The 18,648-nt window shown below is 38.3% G+C and carries 12 protein-coding genes; 11 read left to right on the top strand and 1 reads right to left on the bottom strand.

Annotation, left to right across the window (positions count from 1 at the left end):
* Window positions 1-8: 8 nt before the first annotated feature.
* A complete protein-coding gene (locus F931_RS12515; RefSeq protein WP_016141722.1) occupies window positions 9-263 on the bottom strand; it encodes a hypothetical protein in 255 nt (84 codons plus the stop codon).
* A gap of 222 nt (window positions 264-485) precedes the next feature.
* Here F931_RS12515 and F931_RS12510 point away from each other — a divergent pair, with 222 nt between their 5' ends.
* The 11 genes from F931_RS12510 (at window position 486) to F931_RS12460 (ending at window position 18,645) form a co-directional block, all read left to right on the top strand.
* Window positions 486-2,264, top strand: coding sequence for a hypothetical protein (locus F931_RS12510; RefSeq protein WP_016141721.1), 1,779 nt, complete (start codon window positions 486-488; stop codon window positions 2,262-2,264).
* Window positions 2,265-2,326: 62 nt separating this feature from the next.
* Complete coding sequence (locus F931_RS12505; RefSeq protein ID WP_016141720.1) at window positions 2,327-2,875, top strand: hypothetical protein; 549 nt, start codon at window positions 2,327-2,329, stop codon at window positions 2,873-2,875.
* A 4-nt stretch (window positions 2,876-2,879) separates the two neighbouring features.
* Window positions 2,880-3,167, top strand: coding sequence for a hypothetical protein (locus tag F931_RS12500; RefSeq protein ID WP_016141719.1), 288 nt, complete (start codon window positions 2,880-2,882; stop codon window positions 3,165-3,167).
* Window positions 3,168-3,284: 117 nt separating this feature from the next.
* Window positions 3,285-4,580: a hypothetical protein gene (locus tag F931_RS12495; protein WP_016141718.1), complete on the top strand. Its 1,296-nt coding sequence runs from the start codon at window positions 3,285-3,287 to the stop codon at window positions 4,578-4,580.
* 18 nt (window positions 4,581-4,598) lie between these two features.
* Entirely contained in the window at window positions 4,599-5,366 is a 768-nt protein-coding gene (locus F931_RS12490) for a hypothetical protein (protein WP_016141717.1), read from the top strand.
* A 62-nt stretch (window positions 5,367-5,428) separates the two neighbouring features.
* Window positions 5,429-5,707 carry a hypothetical protein gene (locus F931_RS12485; RefSeq protein ID WP_016141716.1) on the top strand — a complete coding sequence of 93 codons (279 nt, stop codon included), beginning with the start codon at window positions 5,429-5,431 and terminating at the stop codon, window positions 5,705-5,707.
* 116 nt (window positions 5,708-5,823) lie between these two features.
* A complete protein-coding gene (locus tag F931_RS12480; protein ID WP_001187722.1) occupies window positions 5,824-6,471 on the top strand; it encodes a hypothetical protein in 648 nt (215 codons plus the stop codon).
* The gene (locus F931_RS12475; RefSeq protein WP_001240946.1) at window positions 6,471-6,920 is read left to right on the top strand and encodes a hypothetical protein; all 450 of its coding nucleotides are present in this window, start codon (window positions 6,471-6,473) and stop codon (window positions 6,918-6,920) included. The genes F931_RS12480 and F931_RS12475 overlap by 1 nt, the downstream gene beginning before the upstream one ends.
* Window positions 6,920-7,813: a hypothetical protein gene (locus tag F931_RS12470; protein WP_001167472.1), complete on the top strand. Its 894-nt coding sequence runs from the start codon at window positions 6,920-6,922 to the stop codon at window positions 7,811-7,813. Before F931_RS12475 ends, F931_RS12470 begins: the two co-directional genes overlap by 1 nt.
* 9 nt (window positions 7,814-7,822) lie before the next feature.
* Window positions 7,823-18,295 carry an interleukin-like EMT inducer domain-containing protein gene (locus tag F931_RS12465; RefSeq protein WP_016141715.1) on the top strand — a complete coding sequence of 3,491 codons (10,473 nt, stop codon included), beginning with the start codon at window positions 7,823-7,825 and terminating at the stop codon, window positions 18,293-18,295.
* Window positions 18,295-18,645, top strand: coding sequence for a hypothetical protein (locus F931_RS12460; protein WP_016141714.1), 351 nt, complete (start codon window positions 18,295-18,297; stop codon window positions 18,643-18,645). Before F931_RS12465 ends, F931_RS12460 begins: the two co-directional genes overlap by 1 nt.
* Window positions 18,646-18,648 lie beyond the last annotated feature (3 nt).

Below are 18,648 nucleotides of genomic sequence, written 5' to 3'. Positions count from 1 at the left end.
CTCTCGAATTATTTAACAATCCCAGTTTCCATCTTCACAGCAGCGCTATGTAATGCATAACCTTTAGAATTGATTTGATCAATAATATTGGAAGGATCCATTGCAATTAAAGGCATGTCAGCCTCAATAGTTTTATTCGATTTAAATAAAGTCACTTCAATATAATCATTATCAGGAATTGATAATGTTGTAATGTCTGTATCTTTAAGAACAGAAAGAAACTTTTCAGAATTACTCTTAGAACGATAAATATCTATAATCATTTAATCTACCTTTAAATTTAAAAATTTTTAATGTAATGAAATGAGTTAAAATTAAAAAAAAGTTTAATTTTTATATTTAACTTAACTCTAGTTCTTTATTGAGATTTAGTGAAATTTTTCAAGATTTATTTTTATTAAAAAATTGGAACCGACCAAATTTAGTAAAAATAGCACATGTCAGACTTTCTGCATCTTACATAGAAAGCCAAAGGCTGGTTTAAAATGACTGTGTTATCAGACGAAATTCGTAAAAAGTATGAGGCTCAACAAATTGCTACAGCTCAGTGCCGAAATTACTATTTCAAAAGTCCTGATGAGCTTGAAAATGGGTTTGACAGTGCACAAACAGCGGCAGAAGAGTACCCAGAAGTATTAAAAGCAATTTTTGATTCAATTGGCATCGAATATGCGCCAGAAGTTGATAAAGCTGTGATGTTTGGGGTATCACAATATCAAGCACGCCATGGCGGTGATTTACCCCATCCCTCAATCATTGCAGCTGCGTTAACTGCTGGTTTAAGTGGTGCTAAACAAGCTGGTTCTTTGCCTACTGATACCATTAGCTATTATGACAGTATTAATGAATCTGGATTTGATGATGTAAATCACCAGCATCATGAATCTGTAAGTATCGTCCCAGCGATTACTGTAGCAACTATTGCAAACGTTATCGCTTATGCAACGCCAATTGTTGCAATGATTCCAAACTCTAATGGTTCAAATGAAGTACCGTTAGTATCTATTCGTTTTGTCACCAATCGTGATTTTGGTGCAATGAAGAAATCAGAATACTTAGACGGTGCAAATGCCTCAAAGCCTTATGTAGAGGGCCGTTTACGTTTTGCATTGTCAAATGGTGGTGCAGGTACAACCTACTCAGTGGTAGCACGAACTGGCTATGAAGATTTCAAGGCAAAAACGCCAGATGTAAATGCGAAGTTACTGCCGTTTATTGCTGGTAATGTTTCAATCAAAATCAACGGTAAAGAAGTTGCGCATACTCGAAGCCGCAGTAAATCAAAATTTTCAGGCAAGATTTCAGCTATTGCTGAAAAAAACGTAATTGTAAACGGCGTAGAGTATCGTGTTGTTGGTAGTGAAATTGACCTTTCTGCTAGCAAAATTAGCGTGACCTTAAATGAAGCTTTACCAGCTGGTGCTAAAGTTGAAGTTCATCTCGTAGCTGATTTTGATGCGCGTGATGGTAACGGTAACTTCTTAATGACGCCTGTAGGTGTTGATTTTGAACCTGAATATGAAAATTTGGTGGCTTCACCAATTATGGCACAGGTTACCGCAGCAACTTTATTGCAGACTCAGTTGAATAATGAACTCAAACTCGGCTTCTTAGGTCAAGCTTTGGCAATTATTCAGGGTAAAGTTTTCTTGGAACAAACGGTCCGTCTTTTAGGTGAAGCAAAAGATTTGGCTGAATACTCAGGCCATGAAATTACTTTTGATGCTTCTCGTGGTGTGACTGGTAAATTAGCAGCAGCGTTTAATACCACTGGCGATCTGTTTGGCGAAGTAATGAAGTTTATTTCTGCTGCAAAAATGGATATTAATCAGCGTACTGGTGGCTCAACTGTTGCTTATGATTTATATGTTGGCGATAGTGGCGCAATCTTCTTCAATCAATTGGGTAGCGATAAGATGCCTACGAAAACTGGCTTCACAGCTGGTTATGGTCAAATTGTCCGTATCGGTACTCTTGCAGATGGCACAAACGTTTATCATGCTCCATCGGCTCAAGAGCTTGTAGCAGAAGCTGATACGGCATTTGATATGCTTTTGGTAGGTCGTGGGAATGAGCCAATTCGAGCGCCGTTTGTTGGGTTTATTCAAACCCCACTCTCAGTTATTGAAACACGTCCAGATGCACGTGAATCAGTACTTACTTTAATTGGCTCTCAAGCTGCAGAAATGAACCCATTGGATCGATACGCTGACCAAAGCTATGTCATTCACTGCATCAATATGCCATCTCTTAAAAAATCGTAAGTAATACAAATTAAGGCGCATTTCGATGCGCCTTTTCCCTTATTTATTGAAAGGAAAATCTCATGGCTGCAGCAACACAAAACACTGACGAAACTTTAGCTTCAACTGACGAACAAGCGACTAATAAACCAAAAAACACACGTAATAAAACCAATAAAACTACAGAAACACAGAATACCCAAGCTGGTGATGAAAAAGCTTCAGACCAAGGTGATTTGTTAAATAGCCAAGGTCCTGAAGACGGCGCTTCCCAAGATGAAGGTAAGAAACCTACTAATTTGAAAAATGGCGATTCAGATAATGAAGATTCCAGTACTAAAGATAATGGAAATTCAACTGAATCATCAAATAAGGCACAACAAACTGATATTCCCATGGCCGAACATCAAAGTGTGGAAAATCTAACTGGTTCTAGCATTAGTAATGTAGATCCACTAGTAATTAATGTGACTAATAACGGATTTTCAACTGTTTTAGAACCGTTATCACGTGTTTCTATTGGGGCAGGTCTAACAGAAAAAATTACGTGCCATAACCAAACATTTAAACATCAAGTTCTTGAAAACTTACGTCAGTTGAAGGGGCTTGGTAAGAATCTAACTGTTGAGTAACAAGATGACTATTTTCATTATTGATGGCACGAACCCAATTATGGATGCTGTAGGTGATCAACCAACTGAACGAAGTATTACACTTCAAAATAACGGTTTAAGTGACATTACCGAACCATTTACACAAGTTTTGGTACAAGCTGGTCAAAAGGTAACATTCACATTGATCGGTGACGAAGCTCATAAACAATTGCTAGATAACCTTGATCAAATTAATAGCTTGAAAGGTAATGTACTTAAAATTGTACCTACTGAGGCAGAAGAGCCTACAGAACCTGCTAGCGGATTATAAAATTTAGGAAATGAAAAACCACTTTCGAGTGGTTTTTTTACATTGGAACTAGCCAGAAAATCAAAAACGCCCACGGCTCAAAATACTTAAAACAAATAGCCTTGGGCGTGTAATGTAATGAATATACTTGCTCTATCAAGTACAGGTGAGCTATCCCTTGTAGCAGGGGCCAGCCCATCTCTAAAACTGGAATTTGATACTCACAGTTATCTTGCGAATACAGAAATCAATGTGGCCTTTTTTGCGAAAGTAACTAGCCCACGCGGTCCTGCAGATATTTCTATGCGTTTGGAAATACGTGATGCGGTAACAGGTGATCAAATTGTTACTGTTCAGGGATTAGTAGATGGAGACATTGAAAATTCTGCTTCTATTGTCGCTGTAGCTGATGCAAAAGAATATTTTGAGCGTTTTGATTTATCGTTAGGTAATGATGCGTTACAAGCAATCCTCAAATCAAATGCTTATAACGAATCAAATAGCTTAGGTCGTGCTTCAAAAACATTGGCATTGGAAGATGAATCGTTACCATCATTTAATCCAGATGAACTATATAAGATTCTGACGAGTCAATTAAGTACACCAGCATATCTGACTTTACCAAATCCTCATGATTTATCAATTTATGTTGCGGCACAACGTGCAGCTACAAAGCTACGTATTCCTTTGGATGCTGAAATCAATCCAACTTTTACAGCTGAGCAAGCAGCTCAATTTGCGACAAGCGTAGATGCGCAATCACAGTTTGTTCAATTCATTTGGAGCCCGAACCTTTGCCGCCCAACGGATGCTGTCACGCTAAGAGGTCGTAAGATACCAGCTTATTATTTGGGCCATTACATCGGCGATAAATTATTACGTAATGCGAAGCTGAATAAGCAAGGTTTTGCGCCATTAAAAAATGCCGTTGCATGGAAAGATTATCCATTTACAGCAAAAAACCTAAGCCAGATGCCGAATATTGATCTTGAAGATGAACAGACTCAAGAAATGTTGGCTAAAGCTAAAGTTAATGTAGTTCGCCCGGTTAAGTTTGAAACTACATTATTCGTATTAAGTGATGTACTAACCCAGTATCAAAGTAAAAATAGTGCATTGCGTTTAGTTCCTGCAGCTGAGATTGCGGCTCGAGTTACTAACAAATGTATAGAAATTCTAAGAACTTATATGTTCCAAGCTACACCGGATTACATCAAAAAAGCTGGTGAAGACATCCAAGAGTTTTTAGAAGGTGCATCTAGTGAAACAACAGGTTGGTTGCAACCAGCTGAAGATCTAGGTGGTAAGCCCTTTGAGTTCAGCTTAATACCTGACAAAGACTATCCATATGAGCGTGTACGACTCTATTTAGCCCATGGAGTTGTCGGTACAACTCGTGCCGCAATTTTTGATGACGACGTTTTAGTTAAATAATTTTAAGGATCTATAAAGATGAATCCATTTGGCCCAACTACAGAAAAACCTTTAGCTTTACGTGCTTTTGATTCAGCAGCGGAGAATATTTCTGCCGTTGTTTATAAGGTTTCAAGTACTGATCGAGAACAGCAATCTGTGATTGAACAAGTACGACAAATTGCTCTAAATATTCTATCGGATACGGTAGATGCCATCAGTGAAGGTAAGCTTGAAGAAGGTGAACTGGGCGTTGATCATTTAGACGCATTAATTGTCGATGCATTAGATGGTGCAGATGATGAAGGCGGCATCTATGAAAACGCTTTAATGGCTTCTCTTTCCGATGCTTTCTTAACATTTGGTGTTGACGCTTCTGATATTGAAGAGATCTTTAGTGATGATACAGAAGTTGCTGATGCGGCGTTAGAAGCAGCAGCCAATACAGTTCTTGCTAATATGCCAGACGATGGCCCAGAACTTGAAGAACTGGTTCGAGAGTTTATTTTCGGTGAAGCGGATGAAACTGAAGAAGGTTTCGATTCAATGGCTAAAAAAATTAAAGCTCGTAATGGAGCATTTAGTCAACGGAAAGTAAATGGACGAAAAATTCACTACCGTGGCGTGCTGGCTATTCGTCAAGGGGTCAAAACCGTAGTGAATAAACGATTACCTGGTCAAAAGGTTCGTTTAACTTCAGCACAAAAAGCTGGTATGAAAAAAGCTCGACTTCATGCTTTCACTGCGAATGCAATTCGCAAGCGTTTACGTTCATTCAATAAAGGTAAACGCTTAGGTATTTACTAATTACTCATAGGTAGGGCCATATATAGGCTTTACCTATAATCCATTTAATTAAGGAAATACTCATGAATACAACTCAAATCTTAGGTGAAGCGCCTGGTATTCAATATCAGAAAAAAACTGATAAAACAGAAACAAAGACCAATCAATCTTTAACTGACACAATTATTATTGGTCGTTTTATGCGTGGCCGTTTTGATGCACCGATGACAATACATAAGGGTAATATCCGTGGTGAACTAGGTTATGAACCAAATAATCCTGATTATCGTTGTGTCCAAGATGCGCTAGATCGGGGTGTACCTTCAGTACAGGTTCTGCGAGTACCACCAAATATTGGATAAAAAGCAGATTTAAAAAGCTACCTTTTAGGGTGGCTTTTTTTATGGAACCAATCAAATTTTAAGTGGATATAACCTTTTAATCTTGGGGTATATTAAAGCTATTGAGCATCAGAAATATGCAACAATCTAATCCGATTTTACTAAATCAGCTTAAACAAGATTACATTGCTCTACAGCAACTTGGTTCACCCTTATTGGCTTGTCAGGGGATGTTTGTTCCTCGTGGCATGGAAGACCTTCGCTTCTTATTTAAAAGTTGCCCACGTCCAATTGTGAGTAATGAAGATCCTGCAGAAGTTCAATATGCGGGTGGTTTTACTGGAATTGTTGCTGGTCCTCCGAAAACCCATTACACAGGCAACCTTCAAATCCTAGTAACTGAAGCAGGACATGATCAACTACTAGCTGAATATGTCGTAGCTAGTGGTGGAATCATCCATGGTGATTACTATGATGGCCGATTAGGAAGTTTTACACGCTCATATGCACTTGAAAACTGTGCTATTCGCTTTGAGTCAGCTGAGTATGATTCAGATAGCCGATCTCAAGTTATGACTGTCTCTTGCCCAATCGACTATAACTACTTTGGTAGCTTCGCAAACATTGGTACCAACGGCAGTATTCAGCCGGGTAAAAAAGAAATTGATGGTACAGCTGAGCTTGTTAATCGAGTTCAGCAAGTGATCAATACTGCTCAACAAGCAACTAATCTTGCAAATGCTGTGCAAGGCGTTGGTCGCCAACTGGGCAATCTATTTGGGTAATGGCTATGAAGTTATTACCTGAATCTGAAGGTTATGCTGTAGTTGCTGGTTCTATCCAGCAACTTTCAGAAGAACTCTATAAAGAATATCAATTATCGGGCTATTCAATTTTGCTTGATGATATCGTGAAAGCATTTTTAGATGAGGCAAAATATTATGCTGGATGGGCTGTTTTAGATTGTCAAACTAAAGCTACCACGAGTATTGAACTGAATGAAACTATCGTACTTAGCGGTGATGAGTACGTAATTATCCAACCATTAGTAAAAGCTCACTGTGATCTTTTGCAAGCTAGATTGGTTGAAGCTACTCGAGGGCTCGGAGTCGAAAGTTATGGGCTATCTGTATCAGAAGCTCAACAGAACTATAATGAAAAGAAAGACGCTTTGCCTAAACTTGCATTTTGTATGGCCCCAATGAGTTTTAATTTTAACTTGGGGAACCGTTAATGCAAATCACCATTGTATCTGCGGGTAAAATTATTCCAGCATCTGAGCTGATTAGTGCAACTTTAAGAACTGATCTCGTACCTATTCCCGCATCTATTGAGTTCACAGTTCAATCTACTACTGAATTAGACTCCCTTTTAAAAGAAGGGGAGCAACTTACTGTTAATGACATATCTCATCCTTTCGAACTTATCAAAGTTACCCCTCTTAAAACTCAGACTGTTAAACAAGATCGGCGAGTAGGTGGCATCTCATGTATTGGTATTTTGGCTGGTTGTAAAAGACTTATCGAATATTCAAAGCAAGCAATTATTAGTAATGAAACTTCTTTTAATTCAATAATTCGAGCTTGTGGTGCAACGATCAGTCTGGGCAGTGATTTACCTTTGCCTAAATTTGTTTGTTTAAAGGGTAGTATGCCTACACAGCGCTTGGCTCATTATCTGCAACAAGAAGCAGCTGTAATTTGCTTTCAAAATAATAAAGTGTCTGCTCAAAAAATTGATTCTTTCTTCAAAAAGGAACCTATCACAAAACTAGATCCTAGCAGTGTCGTTTGGATATCAAGTAAACCTTTGGAACTGATGCAAAAATCATCTTTTGTCACAGTTGAGAATAACGGTTCAACGGTTGTTGGTGATGACTCAATAACCCCAGGCCACACTGTGACGCAAAGAGCTGGTTTAGATGCCCGACAAGTCAAAAACTTGGAAAAAGTTTTGATCATGCGTGGGACCATTATTAGACCACTAAATTTGAACTGGAATGCAGGCGATATATTCGAAATAGATAGTAAGAAGTATGTCGTTTTAACTGCTGCACATCATATAGATACAGGCGCAATCGGGGGATCAATGGGGACTTCATCAAAGTTCTGGATTGCTAATTTGTAGGTCAAATATATGAATGGTTTAAAACGTGCAAAGATTTTAAGTTACAACGCAAAAGGTCGTACTGCACAAGTACACATTCATGGTTTAACTGATGGCGCGAGTGAAGGAATTACAGCAACTTTTGCCTATCCAGTCGGCGATAGTGATTTAGATACAGAAATTCAAATTGTGGATGGGGAAGACGTCTATGTCTTCTTTGAAAATGGTAATGAAGAACGTCCAGTAATCCATAGTTATGTCAGTCACGGAGACGGCGCGATTGTAGGGGTGCGCCGTATTCGACAAGACAATATTGAATTTATCTCTAAAGAAAATTTAAAAGTAGATTCTGGCACAACCGTTTCAATCAAAACGCCGTTAATGAATGTACAAGCTAATACTCAACAAACTGGTAATAGCACATTAACGGGAAATAGCACTGTAGTGGGTAATACTTCAGTTGCGGGCAATAGTGCTGTAGCAGGTAGTATGGCCGTTGGCACAACGCTTACGGTTGCAGGTGTGCCTATTGACCCTAAAGCTATTGAGGGAGCATTTAAAGACGCTCTTGATAAATTAGAAAGTTTAAAGGAGGAGTTAAAAGAACAAGGCGAAAAAATTGATGAAAATAAAGATCAAGTAAGCCAAGAGATTGATGAAAAAATAAAAGAAGTAGAAGAGTTAATAGACAATATTAAAGATTCTGATGCCTATAAATTGCTTGAAGAAGGTATTAATCACATTGATGAAGAAGTGCAAAAAATACATGATCAAGTAAAAGAAGTAGGTCAGATTGCACAAAATAAAGTTGATGAAATTCGGGCTTATATTGATCAAGAAATTGTCGATACCAAACTGATTGTTGAACAGCATGCAAATGATGCAAATATTCGTTTGGATGAAGCCAATAAACGTATTGATCAATCAATTCAGGCAAATGAAGCATTGGTAGCTGATGCTCAACAACGGGCTATCCGCGCTGAGCAAGAACTCGATGACAAAATTGGTTTCATCAAGAGAGAAACAGATTCTATTATTGCTGATGTTAGAAGTGATTCTGATGAAATTCGCTTGGTCGCAGAAAACGCGAAAAAAGTTGCAGATCAAGAAGTTCTAGACCGTAAAAAGCAAGCAGCTGACACTCTAATTGTTATTGATCAAACTAAGGCCGCTTTAAAACAAGATATTGATCAAAATTTAGTAAAAGCTGGTCAAATGATTGATGATGCTAAATTAGCATTAGGTGAAGAAACTAATACACTCATCAATCAAAAAATTGAACCTATTGTTAACCAAACTGAAGCTGCAGTTAAAAAAGTTGATCAAGTTGCAGCCCAGTATGTTGACCTTGATAAGAAAGTCGATTCGGGTTTTCTAGCTGAAGCTGAAGCACGTGCAAATGATAAAGAGGCATTAACAAAAAGTTTTGAGCTTAAGTTTGCTGAAATGCAAACTGAATTGGGTAAATCAAATGCCCTAATTTCAGAAGAAATAAAAACCCTTGCTGCTCAAGATAGAGCCTTTACTGAACAAATTAGTACTGCCCAGTCTCAAATTGGTGATAACAAAGCGGCAATTAATAATGTTGAACGTACAGTAGTTGATCTTGGTAAATCTGTTGCTGAAAAGACTGATCAAATTCAAGCAAGTTTAGATACCACTAATGCAAGCTTGTTAAATGCTACTGAGTTAGCGCGAATGCAATCACTTGGTAAGCCTTTACGTGACGATCCTACATTTCTATCTGGGAATGGGGGGTTAAGCGCATATGTTGTACCTTCAGGTTCAACGTTTACTAGACAAGCTAAATCTACTGATAACCCAGTAAATAGTACCCATGAGATGCTATTAAGATCCACTGCTTCTCTAGGTGGTGGCTGGTATCCGACTGTTCCAACTCTTGTTGCTGCTCCTAATAAAACGTTTTTAATAAAACAAATTATTAAAATGCCTAAGGGCACTTATTTATTACCAGTTGGCAATGCTACAGGTACGGGTGGTTATTTACGTGTACTTGGGAATAAGGAAGGAACAGGTAAGTTTGAGGTTTATTACTCTGTTGTTCAGTGTGGCTATGATGCGCCTGCGGCTATCCATGGGCATTTCCGTGTTATTGCTGGCACTAATCCACCTTTACCAAGCACAGCAAACCCAGTGGATGTAATCCTTGCTGATTATGAAGTCTGGGACATTACAGCACTTAATGACACCATTCCAAAAGCATGGCGTGATCAAATTACTGGAAATGCTTCATATATCGAAAAGGTTGAATCATCTGTAAAACTTGTTGATGAAAAGCTTGTTTCAGAAGCAAAAAAACTTGAAGAACTAAAAACCGACTATAATTCGAATAAAACTAAAACAACGTCAGATTTAGCAACAATTGCCCAATCAGTTTCTGATGGTGATAAAGCCTTATCTTTACGCATCGACCAAACGAAAGCAGCTCTAGAAGAGGCTGATCGGAAATCTAATGCAAATATTCTAGAAGTTACTGAGTCGCTCGCCGAATTTGAACAGTCTACTACTTCAAAATTTAGTGAACTTGATACAAGTATCTCTAAAGAAAATTTAAAGGTACAAGGGCAAATTACTGATGTTCAAAAAAGTGTTTCAACCCTAGAAAGTAATACAAATACAAGAATAAATGGCCTTTCATCATCACTTAAAACTACTGATGACATTGCTAAACTAGCTTTCGATAATGCAGCAGAGGCGCAGCAAACAGGTACAACGGCGGTAAAAGCTACCGAAGCACTTTCTCAAAATCTTTTAAGCTTAAAGTCACAAACGCAAGTAACGTCGGGTGTACGTGCTGTTGTAACGTCAAAAGGAATTGATGACTGGACACGTTGGCGAACCACTGGTGAAGCGAAAGTAATTCAAGATGCTGATGCATTTGGTGGCTATATTCTTGAGCTTGGGAATAATGCCGGTAATGATGAGGCATGGGTTCACTGGAATGAGTTTGTAAAGATTAATCCAGATACGCTTTATCGGGTACGTGCTCGCTTCCGCCGTGTAGCTGGGGAATCTGGAACTATTTACCTTGGGGTTGCATGTAAAAATGCAGACCAAAGTAAATACGTAACGACTACAAACTCCCTTGCAGGTGATATGGGATCTTCTAACTACTTATTGTCGGCCGTTAAGCCTAATTTAGGTGAGTGGCAAGAAGTAGTTCTATACATGAAAGGTAAGTCTACTGGGGCGGCAACTGGTTTAGGGACAATTGATAATCCACGTACTTTCCCAGCACAAGCTGAATATTATGCCCCAATGTTTATTGCAAACTACAATTTCCAGACAGGAATTTGTCAGCTTAATTACATTATTGTTGAAGATAACAACTCTTTAGCTTCTGCAAATGATGCAACAGCAACTGCAAATGATTTATTCAAAACAGCAACTAACAGAACAGAAGCTGAAGCTGAAAGAACCAGTAAGCTTGAATCAAGAATGCAGAATGCTGAAACAGGTATTCAGAGCAACTCTCAAGCATTATTGAAAACAGCTACAAAGAGCGATCTTGATAGCGCCATGGGGCGTGTGGCGACTGATATTACAGCTGCAGTGAATAACATTAAGATTGGTGGTGTAAACGCCGTAGCTAATTCAGAAGCGCCTCGAACATCCACAGCAGCAACAAGCCGTGAATACTTAATGTATGAACGTAGCAAAGAGTTGAAAGCTTTTTATGACGAAAATTTAGATAAGCCGGTTACGATTTCTTTTGAAGTGAGTGTACCGGTTGCTGGAACTGTACAAGTATATTCATCTAATGGATCCGCTCATTTCTTCACAACATCCGTAACAGTCACCAAAGCAAGTGAATTTCAAAAATTTGAAGTTACTGTGTTTCCTAAATTACACACCGGTAGCACAACTGAATCGACTATTGAGTTTTATGGTACATATGGCACAGGTCGAATTCCTACAATTCAAAAATTACAGATCGAAGCTGGTAATAAAGCTACTGCGTGGAGCCCAAGCCCACGGGATACTCAAAGTTCATTAAATGCTAATGCGGAAGCGATTAAAGTTACTCAAGCTGAAGTGAAGAAGCATGGCGATACTTTATCGTCTCAAAGTTTAGATATTTCAAAACTTAGAAATGATCTAACAATAACCAATACCGAAGTAAGTAAAAAAGCCTCAACTGAAGCATTACAAACAACAAATTCTCAAGTATCTGAACAAGCTGGACTGATTAAAGCTGTTACAGAACAGGCTAATACTTTATCTGCAAATCTTAACAAGTCGGCCCCAGCAGGTACGAACTTGTTGATTAACTCTAATGTGGTAGGAACTTACAATGGTGTTTCATATCCTCATCTACGCTATAAACTTGGTGAAGAATGGGAAGTAGGCGCAAAATATACGCTCTTGTGGTGTGCTGAACATACACGTGGTGCTGGTGACACAAATTCAAATTTAGCTGTTTATGCTGGTGGCGGAAGTCAGTTTTTACAGCAGGTTATCAACACAACAGGTAAAGTAATCAGCAAAATCACCTTTACAAAGACTTCAGCTGGAACAGCAAAAGAAGTCCACTTCTACATGCTAAACAAACCAACTGCAGATAAGAACAGTGTAGGTACGGTTTATTGGGCTGTCTTAGTTAAAGGGGAATTCATAACTACAGATAATTGGATTGCAAGTCCTTACGACTTCAATGCTGCATTCGATCAAGTTTCTGCGAATCTAAATGAGTTTAAACAAACCTATGTAACTGAGAGTGGTGCTCTTGCTCAAAGAACATCAAAACTTGAAGCAGGGATGAGTGATGTTGAGAAAAACATTTATAACACTACTCAGGCCCTAAATAACTACGCTACAAATGCAAAATTAGATGAAGTTACAGCCTCACAAACTAAGGCATTCAATACATCTCTTACAAAATTAGATGAGGCGCTAAAGGCAGCCAATGACAGTGACTCTTTAGCTGGAGACTACAACTTTAAAAATCCTGATATGTGGTATAGCCATTATGGCTGGGACATGTCTCAGTATTTTAAAACAACGACTACAGGGAAAATAGGTAATACAGTTTTCAGAAAGGACACATCTAATCCAGTAAACTGTTTTAACTACAATAAACAAGCACTACCAAATACTCGTGCATATATTGTGAGTTTCCTTGTTCGCCGTAGCTCTGACTCTAATGGGCTTTGTTACATCCCAATTGGCCGTGCGAAAAATGATGGAGTATTTTCAACGGCAAATTATACGAGTGTAAGTGTACCCGTTGCTGAAATCCCAGCTAACGAATCTTGGACTATCATTTCAAAAGTCATCAATATGACTTCGGTTGCTGAAACTTATCCTCAAATTCAACTGGGTATTGCTTTAGGTCATACGGGTAATGCTGGTTGGTGGGAAGCACAAGCATATAGAATTGCACCTGTTTTAAATGAATCAGATGTAGATAGCACTATTGTTAAGTCTTCTATTCTTGTTGATTATTCAAGTAAGTCTGATACAACTAAGGCGATCTCAGCTGCTACTGAGTCTCTGGAAGCTAAATTCCGTCAGAAATTTGGTGATCTATGGACTAATAGTTCTGCAACTCTTGATAGCACTCGTTACACCAAAACAGAAACTAACCAAGCCATTGCAGAAGAAAGCAAAATTATTAAAGCTGCTATTTCTTCAAGTGGTGGTGACAACATAATTAAAAATGGTGATTTCTCACAGCCGTTTGCTTTGTCAAACTGGCGTATTAACGCAAACGTTGCTGGTAGCGTCATGGAGGTGTATAAGGACCAAAATGGAGCAAATTGGGGACGTTTTAGATCAACTAATACAACAACTGCATTCAAAGGTTTTTTTGAACAACTAACTTCTGAAGATGGGTTGGAGATTGATCAAACATATACCTTGTCATTTAAGGCAAAATCTTTCACTGCAGCTCAAACAAGTTTGCTTTTAATTATTCATCGATTTGATGGTTCAAGTAACAATCAACTTGGTAGTTCATGGCAAATTAATACCGATAAAGAAACCCTTTGTACTTTTACATTTAAAACCAATGTAGCAAATCTAAATAATATTAATATTATTTTATATGCACAGACTGGATTTGCCCCTGATTTTGCAATCAGAGAAGTACAAATCGAAAAGGGGGAGTTAGCAACTGGATTTAGAAAAAACCCACGTGAGCTTGTTAAGGCCCTCGAAGCTAATGCTTCTGCAATTGAGGGTACTAAAGCGGATGTTCAAAAAAACGGTGAGAAGATTACTTCACTTGCAGAGAATTATGCGACTTTAAAATCTACTGTAGACAATAATAAAACTGCTGTAGATGGTAAGTTTCAGGAAATTAATTCAACTATTAGTGATAATCAACAGAACACCACACAGTCTATTAATAACTTGGAATCAAGTTATAAACAATTAAATCAGGACCTTGGTCAAGTTTTCAATTACCGTGTTTATTCATGTGGCTGGAATGGCTTTTTCACAGGGATTAAAAACTTAAAGGGTGAAATCAAATCAGTAGCTTCAGCACGTGGTTTTTCAGTACATGTTTTAGCAGCTGATGGTTCTATTGCTTCTTCAACTAGATATGATACTTATGCAGCTGTAGCAAATGCTACGGCAATGAGTAACGCTATTGCTGCGATTCCAAATGACACCTTTGTTATCGTTACAAACTACGACAGTATTGGGGTAAACCTAGCACCAGTTAAGAATGCACTAATTTCATTAGGTGCCAATCCATTCACACTTGATCAAATAACGGGTCGGGATGCATACATTTTAGTTGGTCAGAAGGGGATTGGTTCAGGTCGTGGTATAGAATTGCATGCAACACCAGATACTGGACCAAATGGGGCTAAGCAAATCATGCTTGCAGTCCAAGTAGTTAGTGGTATCCCGATTGGTCTGGCAAACAATAGTGGAAACTTACAAAAGGTTTTAGAAAACCACGCACAAATTCTTCAAGAAAAAATTACAAGATCTGATGCGAAAGAAGTATTTGCTGAGGAAATCAAAGTTTTTAAAGCACAACTTGATACTTTACGTTACTCAGAAGAGAACTGGATTTTACTTGGTGATGATACTAAAAATTTAAGTATTTCTACTGGTACAAACCGAACTGTAGCTGTTTGGGAACTGCAATATAAACACAAGGAAATTCCAATTGATAAAGGTGATCCAATAGTTGCGAGAATCAAATACACAGCAACTGCAGGATTAGTTGGCGCTACATGTAGTATTCAATTTCATGGTGCAACTTATAGTGTTGGGTTACCTTCGTTTGTTGTAGCTGCAAGTGGTGAAATAGAACTTACTGGTATTTTCCCATCTGATTTAAAAGCCTCTGCTTTTGAAGCTATTCCATTGGGTTTACGGTTTGATAATGCTCCATCTGGTGGAACATTTACTGTAACTAATATGTTTATTAGCCGGGGTAATTCAGCGCCAAATTTTAAGGGCGGATTTAGATCGTCTCTTAAACAAAATGCTCAATTTGTTGAAGATACTTTTATCAAGGCTGATGTAAATAAAGGGGTTATAGCTCAGCAAATTCAACAATATGATGCAACTGTACCTGGTGGTTTATCTTCTGTAGTAAAAACAACAAAAGCTACAGCTGACCAAACATCACAGGATCTAGCTACCCTTAGAAATACTGAAATTTCTCAGCTTCAAACAAGTACAAATAATCTTGGCTCGGCATTAGAAAACACAACAATGCTGGCGATGATGATTACTAATGGAAAATTGTTGCAGGGAGACGTAAATTTCAAGAAAGGTAACAATGGTGTATCTGTCTATAACAATGCCGGCAATGGGAATGTGACAGTTACTCGAGTCGCGAAAAGTTCTGATAACCCTACTACCTCAACCCATGAAATTGAAATTAAAACCATTGGCGCTGCCAACCCAACATGGGGTGGATTTTTCCAACTTGTTAATGGCCGTGCTAATGCTGTTTTTGTCATCAAGTATTTAATTAAGCTACCAGTTGGATATAAGTTGATGAATGCTGGTAACGCAATGGGGACAGGGGCAATTGATCGATTCATTGGCAATACTGAGGGTACAGGTAAATTCGAAACATATATTCGAATGATTAAATGTGGTGCTGTAGGTTCTTTCTCTAACTCAGGACATGTTTATGTGGCGGGAGGAACTACACCAACAGCTACTGCGCCTTTAGTTTGGACCTTAGCCCAAATCGAGCAATATGATGTTACTGATTACGCTTCAGCTGACCCGACTTTACAGGACTTTGTTTCTTCAGCTACAGACTCTATTTCAACATTAACCAACTTCAAAGAAACTTGGGCTGCCAAACTTACTGAGATGTCTTCAAAATTAGACAGTAAAAACGGCGCTTATATTTTGAATGCGGATATAACAAATACTAATGTTGAGCGAGCAATTGCAGCCTCTTCACAGAAAATTACTTCTGAATATACCAATGCTATGAGTGTGCAGCCACTTGGTTCAGGTGGTGGTAAGATTTTCGTTAAGCCTTTAACTTGGCGTCAAGCAATCACTACTTCGGGTACATTGGTTATTAAGACACCAATTACAGTTGGTGCGTACATGACCAAGGTTAAAATTTCTGGTTATAACTACAATAACAAAGAAGATAATATTTTCGATCTGGATTTGGCATTCTATGCATATACGTCAACAGTGCCATTTTATCCAAATATGACGTCACGTTCTTTTGGTATTACCTTAGATGAAAATAATGCTACGACTAAAGGCTTGGCTCTAGCTTTAGATAGCAATAATAAGGTGTGTATCTTAATTACCAAAAAAGATGCTTGGTCTTACCCAGCAATTACAGTTGAGTCGGCCACTATTACTCATACAAATCCGCCAGATTACTTTAAAGATGGCTGGACGGCGGCCATTGAAACGGATTTATCAGTTTATAAGTCAGTTACGCCATTTACAGTGACTTCAATGATGGAAACCACTGCAGGTTCACAAGCCAAAGTGGATGTTCCAATGGCTCAGTTAAGTGATATTGCTGCTGATAATAAACTCACACCAGTTGAGAAAAAACAGGCGAAGTTGGTTTGGGATACACTTTATCAAACTGATGCAAGCTTGCGAGCTGAGGCTGTCACTTATGGTATATCTTCTGGTGCTTATGCAACGGCATTCAGTACTTTAAATACATATTTGGCAGCTTTATTCGCAAATATGAATGTAACTAGTACGATTGACCGAAACCAGTTCATTACAAACTTTGCTAACGTGCACAACGCACGACAAGCCTTAGTACGTGCAATATCGGAGAAGGCTAAAGAAATAGCTGATACTGCCAAGGACTTAGCTTCGACTACTAAAGCGACTTTAGAACGTGATTACATGACGTCTACCAAGACGAATGAAGCAATCGCATCTTCAACAGAAAGAATGTCTGCACTGTATTCTGCAAATGGTCAAAAGATCATGGCTTCAGTACTCGAAACATGGCAAAAAGATTGGTTAGTAAAAACTCCAAGTGGGAATAAGCCTGAACTTAGTTTAGTTGCAGATGCAACATGTCGTGGGGGATATGCACTAAGAATTGGTAATAACGTAGGTAATGATGAAGCCTGGTTAAATTGGTTCACATCTTTGCCTATCGATGACAATAAATATTACCGAGTTAAGTATAGATTCCGCCGTGTAAGTGGTACCGGAGTTGTTTATGTTGGTGCGACCTGTCAAAACGCCAATAAAACAAAATATATTGCTCAAGATAACTCTGAAATCAATGATATCGGTTCAAGTCATTATTTAGTTGCAGGTACCGCACCAGCGTTGGGAACATGGATAACCGGTACCGCTTACTTTAAGGGCCGATCTGCTGGTGCAAGTGCAGGTGCTGGCACTCTACTAAGCCCTAAAACATTCGCAAACAAAGCTGCTTTCTTTACACCTGTATTTATTGGTAACTATTCAGGTAAAGCTGGTGAAGTGGATCTAGACTTTATAGATATTGAAGATGCTGACAACATAGCTGATTTCGAAAATTTCAAAACCACATATACAACTGATGTGGGGGCATATGCTGGTGCATTACAAACTTTGGTTTCTGTTTACGGCCAAAATGCTATCAAGCTTAAATCACAAGCTGATTTGATCGATGGTGTGAAAGGTAAGTATGTAATGGGAATGGACAATAATGGTGTGTTCTCTGGAATGTCTATGGTCAGCGAGCAAACGAATGGAACTGTGCTCAGTTCTATAGGTTTCCAAGCTGATAAGATTTTCTTCACTACTGGTACATCTTCTACTAAATATATGCCGTTCATAATTCAAGACAATCAGGTCATTATGAATAGTGAAGTATTTATTAAGAATTTGACCGCATCAAACTTCAAAGCTAAGTCTCTTACTGCTGAATTATTTAATGCTGAAAGCCTTAATGCTATTACATTTACAACGGTTGCAGCTGATGGGTCGAAAACAGTGGTTTCTGGGGGGATAAGCCGAGTGTATTACCCTAATGGACAGCTAGCAGTTTTTATTGGTGTGGAATAATGGCATTAGCGAAGCTTAAACTTTTTGAACAAGATGGAAAACTATACTTTGACAGTTCCCGAGATAGGGTGCTGTCATTTATAAAAACAATTAGGTGGTCTCAATATTACCCAGCTAATCATACTAATAACGGTCAGTATAAAATTTATACTTATAATGTCTACGATGCTGAAATATCTCCAAATGGAACTTATGCAAGATTTACAAATATAAATCCTGAAATTCAATTGCAGCAAGTTGTTTCCACTTTCAAATATTTTTCTGGTTATTTGGAGATGACATTAGTAGTTAATAATAACTTTACGAACGCCTTCACTTTGAATTTTGATCTAAAAATTTATCGGAGATAGTTA

This window comes from Acinetobacter pittii ANC 4050 (genome assembly GCF_000399685.1).
GTDB classification, from domain to species: domain Bacteria; phylum Pseudomonadota; class Gammaproteobacteria; order Pseudomonadales; family Moraxellaceae; genus Acinetobacter; species Acinetobacter pittii_E.
This window is presented reverse-complemented; position numbering and strand designations above follow the sequence as displayed.